The following is a 19,886-nucleotide window of genomic DNA, read 5'->3' as shown; positions in this document are numbered from 1 at the left end:
CTGCTCCAATTGCTGGCGGGATGACCGTGTCCGGCTGGACTGACGGAGCTGATGAATGAGTACCTCCAGCGAGAAGGTGGTCGAGGCCCTCCGCGCCGCGATGAAGGAGGCGGAGCGGCTGCGCAAGCAGAACCGGCAGCTCGTCGCCGCCGCCACCGAACCGATCGCGATCATCGGGATGGCCTGCCGCTTTCCCGGCGGCATCAGCTCGCCGGAGGACTTGTGGGAGCTGGTGTCGTCCGGACGTGACGCGATCACCGGCTTCCCGGCGGACCGCGGCTGGGACATCGACGCGCTGCTCGGGGGCGGTGTCGACGAACGCGGCCACAGCGTGTCGGTGCAGGGCGGCTTCCTGCACGGCATCGCGGACTTCGACCCGGCGTTCTTCGGCATCTCCCCGCGCGAGGCCGTGACGATGGACCCCCAGCAGCGCCTGTTGCTGGAGACGTCCTGGGAAGCGCTCGAACGCTCCGGCATCGACCCTTCTTCTTTGCGCGGTTCCCGCACTGGTGTTTTCGTCGGCACCAACGGCCAGGACTACGAGCACCTGCTGATCCGCGGCCTTGACGACGCGACCGGCGACGTCGGCACGGGTATCGCGGCGTCCGCCGAGTCCGGTCGCATCTCCTACGCCCTGGGCCTCGAAGGCCCGACTTTGACCGTCGACACGGCATGTTCCTCTTCTTTGGTCGCACTGCATCTGGCCGTGCACGCCTTGCGCGCGGGGGAGTGCTCACTGGCTCTCGCGGGCGGCGTCAACGTCATGTGCACGCCGGGTTCGTTGGTGGAGTTCTCGCGTCAGGGCGGACTCGCGTCCAACGGCCGATGCAAGGCCTTCTCCGACGACGCGGACGGCACGGGCTGGTCGGAGGGCGTCGGCGTGCTGGCCCTGGCCCGTTTGTCGGACGCGCAGGCTTCGGGCTACCCGGTTTTGGCCGTGGTGCGCGGCTCGGCTGTCAACTCCGACGGCGCCTCCAACGGCTTCACCGCCCCGAACGGCCGCGCCCAGCAACGCGTCATCCGCGCCGCTCTCGACCGAGCCGGTCTAGGTCCGTCCGATGTGGACGTCGTCGAGGCTCACGGCACCGGCACGCCGCTCGGCGACCCGATCGAGGCCCGCAGCCTGCTCGCGGCTTACGGGGCCGATCGTCCTTCGCCGCTGCTGCTGGGGTCGGTGAAGTCGAACATCGGCCACACCCAGGCCGCCGCCGGTGTCGCGGGCATCATCAAGATGGTGCAGGCGATGCGGCACGGCGTCGTGCCCGCCACGCTGCACGTCTCCCGCCCGTCCACGCACGTCGACTGGACCACCGGCTCCGTCGAGCTCGCTACCTCGGCCGTGGCCTGGCCTTCCACCGGTCGCGCCGCTCGTGCCGCCGTGTCGTCGTTCGGCGTCTCGGGCACGAACGCGCACGTGATCTTGGAAGCGCCGAGTGCTCCAGAACTGTCAGACCTGCCTGAGATGATTGAGATGGGGGCTCGCGACCCCCTGGGGGCCGGCCAGTCCGAATCGATCCCGAAGAGCCCGCCGAGTGCGGTGCCGTGGCTCGTGTCGGCGAAGTCGGAGGCCTCGCTCGCGGCGCAGATCGAACGGGTGCGCGCGCTCGATGCCGACCCGGTGGACGTCGGGTTCTCGTTGGCGACCACGCGCGCGTTGTTCGAGCACAGGGCCGTGCTGCTGGACGGAACCGAAGTCGCGCACGGTCTGGCACGGCGGACCGAACTGGCGATGCTGTTCTCCGGGCAGGGTGCGCAGCGCGTCGGCATGGGCAAGGAGCTGTACGCCGAGTTCGCGGTCTTCCGTGAGGCGTTCGACGAGGTGTTGCAGCACCTCGACCCAGTGCTGCGCGACGTCATGTGGGGCGACGAGGAGGCGCTGAACCAGACGGGCAACACGCAGCCCGCGCTGTTCGCGTTCGAGGTCGCCCTCTACCGGCTGCTGGAGTCGTTCGGCGTCACCGCCGCGCACGTCACCGGCCACTCGATCGGCGAGATCGCCGCCGCGCACATCGCGGGCGTGTTCAGCCTCGAAGACGCCGCCACGCTCGTCGGGGCGCGCGCGAGCCTCATGCAGGCGCTGCCGGCCGGCGGCGTCATGATCGCGCTCCAGGCCACCGAGGACGAGATCACCCTCATCCCCGGCGCCTCCATCGCGGCGATCAACGGACCGGATTCCCTGGTCATCGCGGGCGTCGAGAGCGAAGTCCGCGCGATCGTCGCGCGGTTCGAAGGCCGCAAGAGCAAACAACTCGCCGTCAGCCACGCGTTCCACTCGCCGCTGATGGACCCGATGCTCAACGCCTTCCGCGAAGCCATCGGCGGCATCACGTTCCACAGCCCGGCGATTCCGATGACCGGCGACGTCACCAACCCCGAGTACTGGGTCCGCCACGTCCGCGACGCCGTCCGCTTTCACGACGCCGTCACCGGCCTGGGCGACAGGACGCTGCTCGAAGTAGGCCCGGACGGCGTGCTGTCCGCGCTCGTCGACGCGATCCCCACCCAGCGCAGGGACCGCGACGAGCGCACCGCGTTCATCACCGCACTCGCCCGGCTGCACGTCGCGGGCGTCGCAGTCGACTGGAAACCGTTCTACCCCAACGGCAAACGCGTCGACGTTCCCACCTACGCGTTCCAGCACGACCGCTACTGGCCGTCGGTGTCGGTGAGCGCGGGCGACGCCACCGGACTCGGCCTGTCCCCGGCGGACCACCCGCTGCTCGGCGCCGCGATGACCGTCGCGGGCTCCGGCGAACTGATCCTCACCGGCACGCTGAGCAGGACGGGCTGGCTCGCCGACCACGTCGTGTTCCCGACCGCGGGCGTGCTGGAACTGGCGTTCCGCGCCGCCGACCTCGCGGGTCACGAGCGCGTCGAACAGCTCACGCAGGTCGCACCGCTCGTGTTGCCGGACAGCGGCGCCGTTCAGGTGCAGTTCCAGGTCGGACGCGACGGCGCGTTCCGGTTCCACTCGCGACGCGGTGACGCGGACTGGGTAGAGCACGCGACCGGCCTGCTGGGGCAGGGAGTTCCCGCGCCGGCCAGGGAGGGCGAGTGGCCACCGAAAGGCGCGACGGTTGTCGATCTCGACGGCTTCTACGACGAAACCCCATACGGGGAAGCGTTCCAAGGGCTGCGTGCGGCCTGGAGGCGCGGGCAGGAGGTGTTCGCCGAGGTCGCTTTGCCTTTTGACGCAAAGGGTTTCGGTGTCCACCCCGCACTGCTCGACGCCGCCACGCACGCCGCCACGTTCCTCGGTCTCGAAGGCGTTCCCGCGAACTGGCAGGGTGTGTCGCTGCACGCGAACGGCGCGGAGGTCGTTCGGGTAAAGCTGTCCGTTGTGGACGGCGGCGTGAAACTGGCCGCCGTCGACGTGGCCGGAGACCCGGTGCTGTCCGCGGACGCCGTGAGCATCGAGCCGCTGGGCGAACTGACCGCCCGAACCGGTGTCGACTCGCTGTTCCGCCTCGACTGGGTGCCCGTCACCTACACGCCCGCCAATGTCACCGTCGCGCACTTCGCCGGTGAGCAGACGCCGGAGTCCGCACACGCCCTGGCCGCGGCCGCACTCGACGCACTCCAGCAGGCGACCGGAAAACTGGTCTTCGTCACGCGCGGAGCCGTGACCGGGGACGACGTCGCGGCCGCGACCGTCTGGGGCCTGGTGCGGTCCGCGCAGACCGAGGACCCCGGCCGCTTCCTGCTCGTGGACCTCGACGACGCGCCCGAGTCCGAAGCGCTGCTGCCCGGACTCGGCGGACTGATCGACGCCGGGGAGACCCAGGTCGTCGTCCGCGCGGGTGAGGTGTTCGCGGGCCGGCTGGCACGCGCCACCGACATCGTCGCGGGCGACTGGGATTCCAGCGGCAAGGTGCTCATCACCGGCGGCACGGGCGGGCTCGGCGCCGTCCTCGCCCGCCACCTCGTGTCGCGTGGCCAGCGCCGGCTGCTGCTGGTCAGCCGCCGCGGTCTGGACGCCCCCGGCGCCGCCGACCTGCGTGACGAACTCACGGCGTTGGGCGCCGAGATCGAGGTGAAGGCCTGCGACGTCACGGAACGCGCCGCCGTCTCGGACCTGCTGCGCGAGCGGTTCACGGCCGTCATCCACACGGCGGGCGTGCTGGACGACGGCGTGATCGGTTCGCTGACGCCCGAACGGCTTTCCGCTGTGCTGCGGCCGAAGGTCGACGCTGCCTGGCACCTCCACGAACTCGCCGGCGACGCGCGGCTCGTCCTGTACTCGTCGGTGTCCGGCGTGATGGGTGCGGCCGGCCAGGGCAACTACGCCGCCGCCAACGCGTTCCTCGACGCCCTCGCCGCTCACCGTCACAGCCTCGGCCTCCCCGCGTTGTCGCTGGCCTGGGGCGCCTGGGACACCGGCATGACGTCCACTTTGGACGAAGGCGACCTGCGCCGGATGCCGATGCTGTCGGTCGAGCAGGGGCTTGCGCTCTTCGACGCGGCCGTCACCTCCGGCGAGTCCCTGCTCGTGCCACTGGCAACCGGTGGTGCTGCGCAGGGTGACGTTCCCGCGATCATGCGCGGCCTGGTGCGAGCAGGCCGGCGCACGGCCGCGCGCGAGATCGTGGCCGGCGGACTGCTCGCGAAACTGGCCGGTCCTGACCGCGTGCGGGCCGTCGTCGACGTCGTGCGGGCGGAGGCCGCGAAGGTCATCGGTTACGCCAACGCCGACGCGGTGGGAACGGAGAAGGAGTTCCGCGCGCTCGGGTTCGACTCGCTGACCGCGATCGAACTGCGCAACGCCCTCGCCACGGCCACCGGCCTGACGCTGCCCGCGACGTTGATCTTCGACTACCCGACGCCGCTCGTGCTGGCCGAGCACCTGCTCGCCGAACTGACCGGCGAGGGCGCGGACCTCGACATCACCGCGCAGGCGATCGCCGACGCGGACGACCCGATCGTGATCGTCGGCATGGCCTGCCGGTTCCCCGGTGGCGTCTCGACTCCCGAGGACCTGTGGCGCCTGCTGGCCGACGGCACCGACGCGATCGCGAGCTTCCCGACCGACCGCGGCTGGGAGCAGGACGCGCTGGCCGCCGGCGGCACCGTCGAGGGCGGTTTCCTCTACGGCGCAACGGAGTTCGATCCGGCGTTCTTCGGCATCTCACCTCGCGAAGCACTCGCGATGGACCCGCAGCAACGTCAGCTTCTCGAAGTCTCCTGGGAGGCCGTCGAACGCGCGGGCATCAACGCGGCGACGTTGCGCGGCTCGAAGACCGGTGTGTTCGTCGGCACGAACGGTCAGGACTACACGAACCTCGTGCTCCGGGCGCGTGGCGACATCGAGGGCCACGCGTCGACCGGCCTCGCCGCGGCGGTGATCTCCGGCCGCCTGTCCTACACCTTCGGCTTCGAGGGACCCGCGCTCACGATCGACACCGCCTGCTCTTCTTCTTTGGTGGCACTGCACCTGGCCGCGCAGTCACTGCGCTCGGGTGAGTCGTCGCTGGCGCTCGTCGGCGGCGTGACGGTGATGTCCACGCCGATGAACTTCGCCGGCTTCAACGCCCAGGGCGGCCTCGCGGCGGACGCGCGCTGCCGGGCCTTCTCCGACAACGCCGACGGCACCGGCTGGGCCGAAGGCGTCGGCGTGCTGGTCGTCGAACGCCAGTCGGACGCGCTGCGCCACGGCCACACCGTTCTGTCCGTGGTCCGCGGCTCCGCGGTCAACCAGGACGGCGCCTCGAACGGCTTGACCGCACCGAACGGCCCCGCCCAGCAACGCGTGATCCGCCAGGCCCTCGCCAACGCCGATCTGTCCACTTCGGACGTCGACGCCGTCGAGGCCCACGGCACCGGCACGCGCCTGGGCGACCCGATCGAAGCCCAGGCACTGCTCGCCACCTACGGCCGCGACCGCGCTGGAGCACCGCTCCACCTGGGCGCGATCAAGTCGAACCTGGGCCACACCCAGGCCGCCGCGGGCGTCGCCGGCGTGATCAAGATGGTGCTGGCCTTCCAGCACGGCCTGCTGCCGCGAACCCTGCACGTCACCGAACCGTCCTCGCACGTCGACTGGTCCGCGGGCGCCGTCTCGCTGCTCACGACGAACACCCCGTGGCCCGCCGTGGATCGCCCGGCCCGCGCTGGCGTGTCGTCGTTCGGGCTCTCCGGCACGAACGCGCACGTGATCTTGGAAGCGCCGAGCGCTCCAGAACTGTCAGACCTGCCTGAGATGATTGAGATGGGGGCTCGCGGCCCCCTGGGGGCCAGCCAACCGGGATCGATTCAGCTGGTCGGCGGGGTGCCGCTCGCGGTGTCGGCGAAGTCGGCGGCGGCGTTGGCGGCGCAGGTCGAGCGGATCCGCGCGGTCGAGGCGGCGCCGGTCGATGTCGGGTACTCGTTGGCGGCCACGCGCGCGTTGTTCGAGCATCGGGCCGTGCTGCTGGACGGCGAGGTGCTGGCCAGCGGTGAGGCGGCGGGGAAGACGCTCGCCATGGTGTTCTCCGGGCAGGGTGCGCAGCGGCTCGGCATGGGCCGTGAGCTGTACGAGGCGTTCCCCGTGTTCGCCCAGGCGCTGGACGCGGTGCTGGAGCACCTCGAGGACGTTCGCGACGTCATGTGGGGGGACGACGCCGAGGCGCTGAACCAGACCGGCAGCACGCAGCCCGCGCTGTTCGCGGTCGAGGTGGCGCTGTACCGGCTGGTGGAGTCGTTCGGGGTCGCCCCGCGGCTGCTCGCCGGGCACTCGATCGGCGAGATCGCGGCCGCGCACGTCGCCGGGGTGTTCAGCCTCGAGGACGCGGCGACGCTCGTCCGGGCACGCGCGCGGCTCATGCAGGCGATGCCACAGGGCGGCGTGATGATCGCGCTGCAGGCGACCGAGGCCGAAGTGGCACCGCATCTGACCTCGGGTGTGTCCATCGCGGCGATCAACGCGTCCGACTCGCTGGTCATCGCGGGAGTCGAGGACGAAGCCCGCGCGGTCGTGGCCCGGTTCGAGGGCCGCAAGAGTAAGCAGCTGAAAGTCAGTCACGCGTTCCACTCGCCGTTGATGGAGCCGATGCTCAGCGAGTTCCGCGAGGCGATCAGCGGGCTCACGTTCAACCAGCCGGGCATTCCGCTCGCGTCCACGGGCGATGTCGCCGACCCCGAGTACTGGGTCGGCCACGTGCGAGACACGGTCCGCTTCGCCGAGAACGTCGGCAGGCTCAGGGAACAGGGCGCGAGCGCGTTCCTGGAGATCGGCCCGGACGGGGTGCTGGCCGCGCTCGTCGACGGAGCGATTCCGGTGCTGCGCAAGGACCGCGGCGAGCACAGGGCGTTCGTGACGGCACTCGCGCGGCTGCACGTCAGCGGCACCGACGTCGACTGGTCCGGCTTCTACGAGGGCGGGCGCGCGATCGGACTGCCCACGTACCCGTTCCAGCACGAGCGGTTCTGGCCAGAGGCGGCGACCGCGGCGGTGGCGGCGGATCCGGCCGACGCGGCGTTCTGGACGGCCGTCGAGCAGGAGGACGTCGCCTCGCTGGCCGCCACGCTCGACCTCGACGGCGAGACGCTCGCCGGAGTGCTGCCGGCGTTGTCGGCGTGGCGGGGCAAGCGGCAGGCTCAGTCCACTGTGGACTCCTGGTTGCACAGGGAGAACTGGCAGCCGATCGCTGGCCTTACCGCGAAGCCGGGCAGGTGGCTGGTGGTCGGTGAGGCCGACGAGTTGCTCCTGAGCGCGCTCGGGGACGTGACGGTGCTGGCTGCCGAGCAGGAGCGGGAGCAGATGGCCGGGCGACTGGCCGAGGTCGCGCAGGTCCCGTTCACCGGTGTCGTGGCGTTGGTGGCACACGAACCGGTTCTCAGCACGACCGCGCTGATCCAGGCGCTCGGTGATGTCGGAGTCATGGCACCGCTGTGGGTGGTGACGCGCGGCGCGGTGTCGACCGGGCGCGCGGACGCCGTCACCGACCCCTGGCAGGCCGGTGTGTGGGGGCTCGGCCGGGTCGCCGCGCTGGAGCACCCGAACCGCTGGGGCGGCCTGATCGACCTGCCCGCCGAACTGGACGAGCGGGCGGCGCAGCGGGTCGCGGCGGTGCTGAGCAGCGACGAGGACCAGGTCGCGGTGCGGGCGTCAGGTGTGTTCGGTCGGCGGATTCTGGTGGTACCGCGGGCATCGGGCGAGTGGCAGCCGCGCGGAACCGTCGTGATCACCGGCGGCACGGGCGCGCTCGGCAAGCACGTCGCGCGGGACCTCGTCGCTCGTGGCGCGGAGAAGGTCGTGCTGCTGAGCCGCCGAGGCCTGGACGCGCCGGGCGCGGCGGAGATCGTGGCCGAGCTGGGTGTCAAGGTCGTGAAGTGCGACGTCGCCAACCGCGCGGAGCTGGCCGCGGTGCTGACGGACGACGTCAAAGCCGTCGTGCACGCGGCCGGTGTGCTGGACGACGGTGTGCTCGAGGGGCTCACGCCGGAGCGGTTCACCGACGTGTTCCAGGCGAAGGTCACCTCGGCGTTCCTGCTCGACGAACTGACCCGCGAACGGGAGCTGGACGCGTTCATCCTGTTCTCGTCGGTCGCGGGCGCGATCGGCAACCCCGGCCAGGCCAACTACGCGGCCGCCAACGCCGTTCTGGACGCCATCGCCACGCAGCGCCGTGAACTGGGCCTGCCCGCGACGTCGATCGCCTGGGGCGCCTGGACCGGCGACGGCATGGCGGGCGACGAACGCGTCGCACGGACGATCAAGTCGGTCGGCGCGTCCACTTTGGACCCGGAGCTCGCGGTCGCGGCGATGCGAGGCGTGGTGGCGGAGGCCGCGCCGACCGTGGTGATCGCGGACATCCACCACCCGCAGCTGCTCGGCGCGTTGCTGAGCCTGCGTCCCTCGCCCGTGCTGGCTGAGCTGCCGGGCGCCCGCGAGGTGCTGGACGAACTGGCGGCCGCGCGCCGCGACAGCGAGTCGGCTGCCGCGGAGTTACGTCGCGAGCTGCGTGAACTGCCTGCCGCGGAACGGATCGAGCCCGTCCTGGAACTGGTCAGGGTGCGCGCCGCGCAGGTGCTCGGCCACTCCGGCAAGGAGGCGGTGGCGAGTGACAAGGCGTTCCGCGACATCGGGTTCGACTCGCTGACCGCCGTCGAACTGCGCAACCAGCTCACCGAGATCACCGGGCTCGCGCTGCCCGCAGGTCTGGTGTTCGACTACCCGTCGCCGCGCGTGCTGGCCGAGCACCTGCTGGCGTCGTTGCTCGGCGAGGGCGCCGACGTCGACGACGTGTCGGTCGTGCAGACCACCGACGACATCGCGATCGTCGGCATGGCGTGTCACTTCCCCGGTGACATCGACTCGCCGGAAGACCTGTGGCGCCTGCTGGTCGAGGGCAATGACGCGATGTCGGACTTCCCGGCCGACCGCGGCTGGGACCTGGCGTCGTTGCAGAGCTCGACGTTGCGCGGTGGCTTCCTGACCGGTGTCGCGGACTTCGACCCGGCGTTCTTCGGGATCTCGCCGCGCGAGGCACTGGCGATGGACCCGCAGCAGCGCCTGCTGCTGGAAACCTCCTGGGAGGCCGTCGAACGCGCCGGCGTCGACCCCGCCTCGTTGCGCGGCTCGCGGACCGGCGTGTTCGTCGGCACGAACGGGCAGGACTACCAGCACGTCGTCATGGCCTCCAACGAAGACCTGGAAGGCCACGCCGGAACCGGCCTCGCGGCGTCGGTGATCTCCGGCCGCATCTCCTACGCGCTGGGGCTGGAGGGGCCCGCGGTCACGATCGACACGGCGTGCTCGTCGGCCCTGGTAGCGCTGCACCTCGCGGCACAGGCGTTGCGCGGCGGTGAGTGTTCGCTGGCGCTGGCCGGTGGCGTCACGGTGATGGCGACGCCGACGTCGTTCTCCGGCTTCTCCCGGCAGGGCGGGCTCGCGCCGGACGGGCTGTGCAAGGCGTTCTCCGAGTCCGCGGACGGCACCGGCTGGTCCGAGGGCGTCGGCATCCTCGTCGTGGAAAGGCTTTCCGACGCGGTCGCCGCCGGGCACCCGGTGCTGGCGGTCGTGCGTGGTTCGGCGTTCAACCAGGACGGCGCGTCCAACGGCCTGACCGCGCCGAACGGCCCGTCGCAGCAACGAGTCATCCGGCAAGCGCTTGCGTCCGGCGGGCTGGCACCGTCCGATGTGGACGCCGTCGAAGCGCACGGCACCGGAACCGTGCTGGGCGACCCGATCGAGGCACAGGCCCTGCTGACCGTGTACGGGCAGGACCGCGCCGAGCCCCTGAGGCTGGGTTCGGTGAAGTCGAACCTCGGCCACACGCAGGCGGCGGCGGGCGCGGCGGGCGTGATCAAGATGGTGATGGCGTTCCAGCACGGCCTGCTACCGCGGACCCTGCACGTGACCGCCCCTTCGTCGCACATCGACTGGTCGACGGGCGCGGTCTCGCTGCTGACGGAGAACACCGCCTGGCCTTCGGTGGACCGGCCGTGGCGCGCGGGCGTGTCGTCGTTCGGCATCAGCGGCACGAACGCGCACGTGATCTTGGAGTCGCCGAGTGCTCCAGAACTGTCAGACCTGCCTGAGATGATTGAGATGGGGGCTCGCAGCCCCCTGGGGGCCGGGCAATCCGAATCGATTCCGTCGGCCGGCGTGGTGCCGCTCGCAGTGTCGGCGAAGTCCGCGGCGGCGTTGGCGGCGCAGGTCGAGCGGATCCGCGCGGTCGAGGCGGCGCCGGTCGACGTCGCGTACTCGCTGGTGAAGTCGCGGGCGTTGTTCGAGTACCGCGCCGTGTTGCTGGACGGCGCCGAGATCGCCAGCGGGGTAGCGGGGGAGCACACGCTGGCCGTGCTGTTCTCCGGGCAGGGGTCGCAGCGGCTCGGCATGGGCCGCGAGTTGTACGCGCGGTTCCCGCGGTTCGCGGACGCGTTCGACGACGTGCTGGCGCACCTCGATCCGCAGCTCAAGAGCGTGATCTGGGGCGACGACGAGGAGAAGCTCAACCAGACCGGCTACACGCAGCCGGCGTTGTTCGCGTTCCAGACGGCGCTCTACCGGTTGCTGCAGGCCTTCGGGATCAAGACCGCCCACCTCGCCGGGCACTCGATCGGCGAGATCGCGGCGGCACACGTCGCGGGCGTGCTCAGCCTGGAGGACGCGGCGAAGCTGGTCAGTGCGCGCGCGAGTCTCATGCAGGCGTTGCCGCGCAACGGCGCGATGGTTGCCGTGCAGGCGACCGAAGAAGAGGTGAGCGCGCACCTCACGAGCAACGTGTCGATCGCGGCCGTCAACGGGCCGGCCAGTGTCGTCATCGCGGGCGACGAGGCCGAGGTCGAAGCCATCGCGGCCCGGTTCGCGAAGACGAAGCGGCTCAAAGTCAGCCACGCGTTCCACTCACCGTTGATGGAGCCGATGCTCGGCGACTTCCGCGACGCCATCAGCACCCTCACCTTCCACGCGCCGAAGGTCCCGATCAGCACGACCGGCGACGTCACCGACCCCGAGTACTGGGTCAGCCACGTCCGCGACGCGGTCCGGTTCACCGACAACGTCGCGAAGATCCCGGCGACCAAGTTCCTGGAGATCGGCCCGGACGGGGTGCTGTCGGCGCTCGTCGACGGCGCGATCCCGACTCTTAGGAAGAACAAGACCGAGCAGGTCGCCCTGGCCACCGCACTCGGTCAGCTGCACGTCGCCGGAATCGACGTCGACTGGACGCCGTGGCTGCAGGGCGGGCGGCTCATCGCGTTGCCGACCTACCCGTTCGACCACGAGCGGTTCTGGCCCAAGGCCACGGTCGGCGGTCGCGCGGGAGACCCCACCGCGTACGGGCTCAGGTCCGGTGGGCACCCATTGCTCAGTGCGGCGATCGCCGTCGCGGGCACCGACGAGCTCGTGCTCAGCGGCCGCCTCAGCCTCGCGACGCACCCGTGGATCGCCGATCATGTCGTCGGTGGAGCGGTGCTCTTCCCGGGCACCGGATTCCTCGACTTCGCGATCCGCGCGGGAGACATGGTCGGCTGCGACCGCGTCGACGGGCTCACGATCGTCGTCCCGCTGGTGCTGCCCGAGCGGGAGGCCGTCGCGGTCCAGGTGCGGGTCGGCGCGCCGGACGAGCACGGGCGCCGGCTCGTCAGCGTCCACTCGCAGCACCCCGGTGCGGACGAGTGGATCCAGCACGCCGGCGGCACCCTCGCCGAAGGACCGCACCAGGCCGAGTTCGACACGAGCGACTGGCCGCCGGAGAACGCCGAAAGTCTTGACCTCGAACGCTTCTACGAGACGCTCGCGGAAGGCGGACTGACGTACGGGCCGATCTTCCAAGGCGCGCAACAGGCCTGGCGCAACGGCGACGAGGTGCTCGTCGAGGTCGCGCTGCCGGACAGCGTCGACGACGCGGCGACGTTCGGCGTGCACCCGGCGCTGCTCGACTCCGCGCTGCACGCCATCACGTTCGTGGAGGGCGCCGGGCAGGGGCTGCCGTTCGAGTGGAACGGCGTGTCGCTGCACGCCATCGGGCCGTCGCGGCTGCGCGTGCGGCTGAAGCACACCGGCGGCGACGCGGTCGAGGTCACCGCGGTCGACGTCGAGGGCGCGCCGGTGCTGTCGGTGAAGTCGCTGGTGGTCAGGACGCCTGCGGCCGCCGCGCCGAGCAATCCTGTGCAGGACTCGCTGTTCCGCGTCGACTGGGTGCCCGTGGAGGTCGGCGAGGCGACCGAGATCAGCGCGCGGGTCGTGGAGATCAACGGCGAGTCCGTGCACGAGACGACCCAGCGCGTGCTGGAGATCCTGCAGAGCGCCGAAGAACGCGTCGTGTTCGTGACGCGCGGCGCCGCGGCGATCGGGGACGAACCGATCAGCCAGCTCGGTGCGGCGGCGGCCTGGGGACTCGTCAGGTCCGCCCAGGCGGAGAATCCGGGCCAGTTCCTGCTCGTCGACCTGGACGAGCACAGCGAACTGACACCCGGCATGCTCGTCACCGAGGAGCAGCAGCTGATCGTGCGCGGCGGCACTGTCCACGCTGGACGGTTGGCGCGTCTGCAGACCGGGCCGACGCTGGTGCCGCCGACCGGAACGCCTTGGCGGCTCGACACGACCGCGAAGGGCAGCCTGGACAACCTCGTCCTGGCGCCGTGGACGCCGGAGCCGTTGCAGGGCAAGCAGGTTCGTGTCGCGATCCGGGCGGCCGGGCTCAACTTCCGCGACGTGCTGAACGCGCTCGGCATGTATCCGGGCGAGGCGGGCTCGTTCGGCGCCGAGGCCGCCGGTGTGGTCGCGGAGATCGGGCCCGAAGTCGAGGAACTGAAGGTCGGCGACTCGGTGTTCGGCATGCTGTTCGGCGGCATGGGACCGGTCGGCGTCATCGAAGAGCCCTACCTGACCAGGCTTCCGGACGGCTGGACGTTCGAGCAGGGCGCGTCGGTGCCGCTGGTGTTCCTCACCGCCTACTACGCTTTGATCGAGCTCGGGAACGTGCGGCCGGGGGAGAAGGTCCTCGTCCACGCCGGCGCCGGTGGCGTGGGCATGGCGGCGGTCCAGGTCGCCCGGCACCTCGGCGCGGAGGTGTTCGCCACCGCCAGTGAGGGCAAGTGGGACGTGCTGCGCGGCCTCGGCCTCGACGACGACCACATCGGCAACTCCCGCGACACCGGATTCGAGAGCAAGTTCCCGCAGGTCGACGTGGTGCTGAACGCGTTGACCGGCGAGTTCATCGACGCCTCGCTGCGGCTGCTCGGCGAGGGCGGGCGGTTCCTGGAGATGGGCAAGACCGACCTGCGGGAGGACGTGCCGGGCATCTTCTACCGGCCGTTCGACCTCGGCGAGGCGCACCCGGACCACGTTCAGCGCATGCTCGTCACGCTCGTGGAACTGTTCCAGCGAGGTGTCCTGACCACGCTGCCGATCGCGGCCTGGGACGTGCGGCGGGCGCGCGACGCGTTCCGGTTCATGAGTCGCGCCCAGCACATCGGCAAGATCGTGATCACCGTGCCGGCGGGCTGGGACCCGGACGGCACCGTCGTGATCACCGGCGGCACCGGTGGCCTGGGCGCGGAACTCGTCCGGCACCTCGTCGCACAGGGCACGAGGAAACTGTTGCTGCTCAGTCGTCGTGGCCTCGACTCGCCGGGCGCGGAAGAGCTGCTGACGCTGAACGCGGACGTCACCATCGCCGCGTGCGACGTCGCCGACCGGGAGGCGTTGGCCGCTGTCCTCAGTGGACACGACGTGACCGCTGTCGTGCACACGGCCGGTGTGCTGGACGACGGTGTGATCGCGTCGATGACGCCGGAGCGTCTGGAGAAGGTGTTGCGGCCCAAGGTGGACGCGGCCTGGAACCTGCACTCGCTGGTGCCGGACGCGCACTTCGTCCTGTACTCGTCGGTGTCCGGCGTGCTCGGCACCGCCGGTCAGGGCAACTACGCGGCGGGCAACGCGTTCCTCGACGCGCTCGCGCATCACCGGCGTTCGCTGGGACTGCCCGCGGTGTCGCTGGCATGGGGCGCGTGGACGTCCGAGGTCGGCATGACGAAAACAATGGACGCGGCCGCGTTGGAACGGCTGGAGAAGTCGTCCATGCCGCCGATCTCGCTGGAGCACGGACTGGCGTTGTTCGACGCGGCGATCGGCGTGGACGAGCCGCTCGTCGTGCCCGCGCGGATCATCACCGGTGCCGGTACGACGATGGTGCCGCCGCTGCTGCGCAACCTCCTGCGCGGCGGCCGCCGAACCGCGGCGCGTGCGCAGGGAACCGTTGCCTTGCAGGGGTTGCAGGACGTTCGCCCGGCCGAGCGGGTCCGCACGCTCGTGGACCTGGTGCGCGGCGAGGCCGCCGCGGTGCTGGGACACGCCTCGGCCGACGCGATCGACGGCGACCGCGAGTTCCGGCAGCTCGGCTTCGACTCGTTGACGTCGGTGGAGCTGCGCAACCGGCTCGGCACCGCGACGGGGCTGACGTTGCCCGCGACACTCGTGTTCGACTATCCGACCCCGCAGGCGCTGGCCGAACACCTCCTCGCCGAGCTGTTCGGCGGAACCACCGAGGTCGAGGACTCGGTTCGCGTGTCGGACGAGGCCATCGCGATCGTGGGTATCGCCTGCAGGTTCCCCGGTGGTGTGTCGTCGCCTGAGGAGTTGTGGGAGCTGGTGCTGGGCGGGCGGGACGCGATCGGCGGGTTCCCGGCCGACCGCGGCTGGGACGAGAACCTCGTCGGCGACGGCGCCGGGCAGTCCGTCACCCGGCAGGGCGGGTTCGTCGACGGCATCGCGTCGTTCGACCCGGCGTTCTTCGGGATCTCGCCGCGCGAGGCCGTGTCGATGGACCCGCACCAGCGGCTCGTGCTGGAGACGTCGTGGGAGGCGTTGGAACGTACGGGAATCGACCCGCTGGCGTTGCGCGGCTCGCGGACCGGCGTCTACGTGGGCGCGTCCGGGCAGGACTACGCGCACCTGATGCTCGCGTCCGAGCAGGCGCTGGAGGGGTATTCGGGCACCGGGACCTCGCCGAGCGTGATCGCCGGCCGGGTGTCGTACGCGCTGGGGCTGGAAGGCCCGTCGATGACGATCGACACGGCGTGCTCGTCGGCGCTGGTCGCGTTGCACCTGGCGGTTCAGGCACTGCGCAACGGTGAGTGTTCGCTGGCGCTGGCGGGCGGTGTGCAGGTGATGTCGGCGCCGGGTGCGTTCATGGAGTTCTCGTTGCAGGACGGCCTCGCGCGGGACGGCCGATGCAAGCCGTTCTCCGACACCGCCGATGGCACGGCATGGTCCGAGGGCATCGGTGTGCTCGTGGTGGAGCGTCTGTCCGACGCGGTCGCGGCTGGGCATGACGTGCTCGCGGTCGTGCGTGGTTCGGCGGTCAACCAGGACGGTGCGTCCAACGGCCTGACCGCGCCCAACGGACCCTCGCAGCAGCGGGTGATCAGGCAGGCCTTGGCCTCGGCGGGCTTGAAGTTCGCCGACGTCGACGCGGTCGAGGCGCACGGCACGGGCACGACCCTGGGCGACCCGATCGAGGCACAGGCGTTGCTCGCGACCTACGGCCAGGACCGCTCGGAGCCGCTGTTGCTCGGCTCGATCAAGTCCAACATCGGCCACACGCAGGCCGCCGCCGGTGCCGCGGGCGTGATCAAGATGGTGATGGCGCTCCGCCACGGCCTGCTGCCGCGCACGATCAACTTCACCGCGCCTTCGTCGCACGTCGACTGGACTGCCGGCTCGGTGTCGTTGCTGCGGGAGAACACCCCGTGGCCCGCCGCGGACAGGGTGCGTCGCGCTGGCGTCTCGTCGTTCGGCATCTCGGGCACCAACGCGCACGTGATCTTGGAGGCCGCGCCGGCCGTTCCGGAATTGTCAGACCCACTTGAGATGATTGGAAAGGGGACCTCGCGTCCCCCCAAGGGGGCGCCTCTCGTTTTTTCGGCGAAGTCCCCCGCTTCGCTGCGCGCTCAGATCGAGCGGGTCAGCGCTGTTGAGGCTGACGCGTTCGACATCGGGTTCTCGCTGCTGAAGCGCTCGCGGTTCGAGCACCGCGCGGTGCTGCTCGACGGAGTGGAGGTTGCTCAGGGGCAGGCGGGAAGGCGCAAGCTCGCCGTGCTGTTCTCCGGGCAGGGCTCGCAGCGGCTCGGCATGGGGCGTGAGCTGTACGAGCGGTTCCCGGCGTTCGCGAAGGCGCTCGACGAGGTGTTCGAGCACGTCGATGTCCGCGATGTCATGTGGGGCGACGACGCGGCGCTCGACCAGACCGGGAACACGCAGCGCGCGCTGTTCGCGATCGAGGTCGCGCTGTTCCGGCTCGCCGAGAAGTTCGGCATCGAGCCCGACTACGTCGGCGGCCACTCCGTTGGTGAGATCGCGGCCGCGCACGTTGCCGGAGTGTTCAGCCTCGAAGACGCCGCGAAGCTCGTCAACGCGCGTGCCGCACTCATGCAGGCACTCCCGGCCGGGGGAGCCATGATCGCGGTCGAGGCCACCGAGGACGAGGTCACGACGACCGAGCAGGTGTCGATCGCGGCCATCAACGGGCCCAGGTCGCTGGTGCTCGCGGGCGAGGACCAAGCGGTCCAACAGATCGCTGACGGGTTCACCGCGTTGGGGCGCAAGACTAAGCGTTTGCCGGTCAGCCATGCGTTTCACTCGCCGTTGATGGAGCCGATGCTGGACGACTTCCGCGCCGTGGTCACGGCGCTGGATCTCGCCGCGCCCCGCATCCCCGTCGTCTCCAACCTCACCGGCGCCGTGGCGGGTGCCGAGCTCACCGAGCCGGAGTACTGGGTGCGGCACGTCCGGGAAGCGGTGCGGTTCGCCGACGGCGTCGCGGCGCTCGAAGCCGCGGGAGTCACCACGTTCCTGGAGATCGGGCCGGACGGTGTGCTGTCGGCGCTGGTGGACGGAGCGATCCCCGCGCTGCGCAAGGACCGCGACGAGACCACGGCCTGGCTCACCGCGCTCGCACGGCTCCACGTCACGGGCACCAACGTCGACTGGGCGGAAGCCTTCGAGGGCACCGGCGCCCGGCGCGTCGACCTCCCCACCTACGCGTTCGACCACGACCACTACTGGCCGACGCCGATGGCCCAGTCCGCCGACGCCTCCGGGCTCGGCCTCGGACCGGCCGACCACCCGCTGCTCGGCGCCGCGATGAGCGTCGCCCAGGAAGACGCGGTGGTGTTCACCAACCGGCTCGCGGTGGCGTTCCCGGAGACGGCGTTCGCGGAGATCGCGTTCCGGGCCGCGGACCAGGTCGGCTACGGCACGGTCGAGGAGCTCACCGTCACCGGGCCGCTCACACCCGGCGTGCTGCAGGTGTGGATCGGCGCGCCGGACAACGGAAAGCGCTCCCTCACCGTCTACACGCGACCGAACGACGAGCAGCCGTTCAGCAGGATCGCGAGCGGAACCCTCGCGGAAGGCGAGTACCGGGCCGGGTTCACGGTCAGCGAGTGGCCGCCGAAGGGCGCGACGGCGATCGGTGAGCAGATCTGGCAGTCCGGTGACGCCGTCTACGCCGAGGTCACGCTGCCGGAAGGCGTTGCGGACGCCCAGTTCTACGGCGTTCACCCGGCACTGCTCGACTGCGCGATCCGGATCACCGAGGACACGCGGGTGCCGCTGGAGTGGCACGGCGTCAGCCTGCACGCGGTCGGCGCCGACACGGTGCGGGTCAGGCTGCGCGACGGAGAGTTCGCCGCCGTCGACACCAGCGGTTCGCCGGTCGTGTCGGCGCGGAACGTCGTCTTCGGCGCGCCGCTAGCGGCCCAGCACCACCAGGACTCGCTGTTCCGCCTGGAATGGGTGCCCGCACCCGAGACCCAGCCCGCCGCGGACGTGCGCGAGGTGAGGTTCGCCGGGGAGAGCGTCGACCAGGCGCATGAACTGGCCGCGAAGGCGTTGGAGCTTCTCCAACAGTCCGAGGAGCGGCTGGCGTTCGTGACGAGCGGCCTGGCGAGCGCGACCGTCGAAGGCCTGGTCCGCACGGCCCAGACGGAGAACCCAGGGCGCTTCCTGCTCGTCGACACCGACGGCAGCACCCCGCTGCCCACCGGACTGCTCGACGCGGGGGAGACCCAGGTCCGCGTCCGCGACGGTAACGCCTTCGTCGCTCGTCTCGCCCGCGTCACCGACACGGTCGCAACGACCGAGTGGGACCCGGAAGGCACCGTCCTGATCACCGGCGGCACCGGCGGTCTGGGCGCGGAACTGGCCCGTCACCTCGTCTCCGAACGCAACATCACGCGCCTCCTGCTCATCTCCCGGCGGGGCCCGGAAGCGCCGGAAGCCGTTGCGTTGCAAGCGGAACTCACGGCCCACGGCGCGGACGTCACGATCGCAGCTTGCGACACCGCCGACCTCAAGGCGGTGAAGAAGGTGGTCAAGGGCGTCAAGCTGACGGCCGTCATCCACACCGCCGGTGTGCTCGACGACGGCATCATCGGCTCGCTCACCCCGGAGCGGCTCGCCACCGTCTTCAAGCCCAAGGTCGACGGCGCCTGGAACCTCCACGAGGCCACGAAGAAGCAGAAGCTCCAGGCGTTCGTGCTGTACTCGTCGGTGTCCGGCGTGCTCGGCAGCGCCGGGCAGGGCAACTACGCCGCGGCCAACGCGTTCCTCGACGCACTGGCCGAACACCGCCGCGCGCAGGGCCTGCCGGCGACGTCGCTGGCGTGGGGTCCGTGGGCGCAAACCGCTGGCATGACAGCACATCTGCAGGACGGCGCGATGGACCGCATCGGCCGCACCGGCATGCCGCCCCTGTCCGTCCGGCAGGGCATGGCGCTGTTCGACGACGCGACCTCACGCGAGGACGCCGTGCTCATCCCCGCCCGCATCGCCACCGGCCGCACGAACGGCCCGGTCGCGGCGGTGCTGCGCGGCCTGGTGCGCGGCGGAAAGCGCGCGGCCGGTGCCGGTGACACGTCCACTGTGGACTTCGCGGCCACGCTCGAAGGCGTGCCGGTGGAGGACCGGGCGAAGTACCTGGTCGACCTCGTGCGCGGCCACGCGGCAGGTGTCCTCGGGCACGCGACGCCCGCGGCGATCGACAACGACAAGCAGTTCCGCGACCTCGGCTTCGACTCGCTGACCGCCGTGGAGCTGCGCAACAGCCTCGCGTCCGCGACGGGCCTGAAACTGCCCGCGGGCCTCGTCTTCGACTACCCGACACCTGACGAACTCGCCGCTTACCTCGCGGGCGAACTGCTCGGCGACGACACCGGGCCGTCGCTCGCGACCGAACTCGACAGGTTCGAGGCCGTGCTGGCCGCGAGCCCCGACGAGGACAGGGCCGGAATCGCCGCCCGCCTGCGCACGCTGCTCGCCCAGTACGGCGGGGCGAAGTCCGAGGAAGCCGTGAACGACCGCATCAACTCGGCGACCGTGGACGACGTGTTCGCCTTCATCGACAACGAACTCGGCCGACGCACCGAGCGCTGACCCCACCACGCGGACGGAAGGTTTC

At 71.0% G+C, this 19,886-nt stretch carries 1 protein-coding gene; it reads left to right on the top strand.

Features of this window, described 5'->3' with window-relative positions:
* The first annotated feature begins 55 nt into the window (after positions 1-55).
* A complete protein-coding gene (locus ACH413_RS10610) occupies positions 56-19,861 on the top strand; it encodes a type I polyketide synthase (protein WP_360030672.1) in 19,806 nt (6,601 codons plus the stop codon).
* The last annotated feature ends 25 nt before the right edge of the window (positions 19,862-19,886 follow it).

This window comes from Lentzea sp. NPDC020367, from assembly GCF_044387305.1.
Lineage (GTDB): Bacteria > Actinomycetota > Actinomycetes > Mycobacteriales > Pseudonocardiaceae > Lentzea.
The sequence above is the reverse complement of the archived record's forward strand: the minus strand, read 5'-3'. Positions and strand labels throughout refer to the sequence as shown.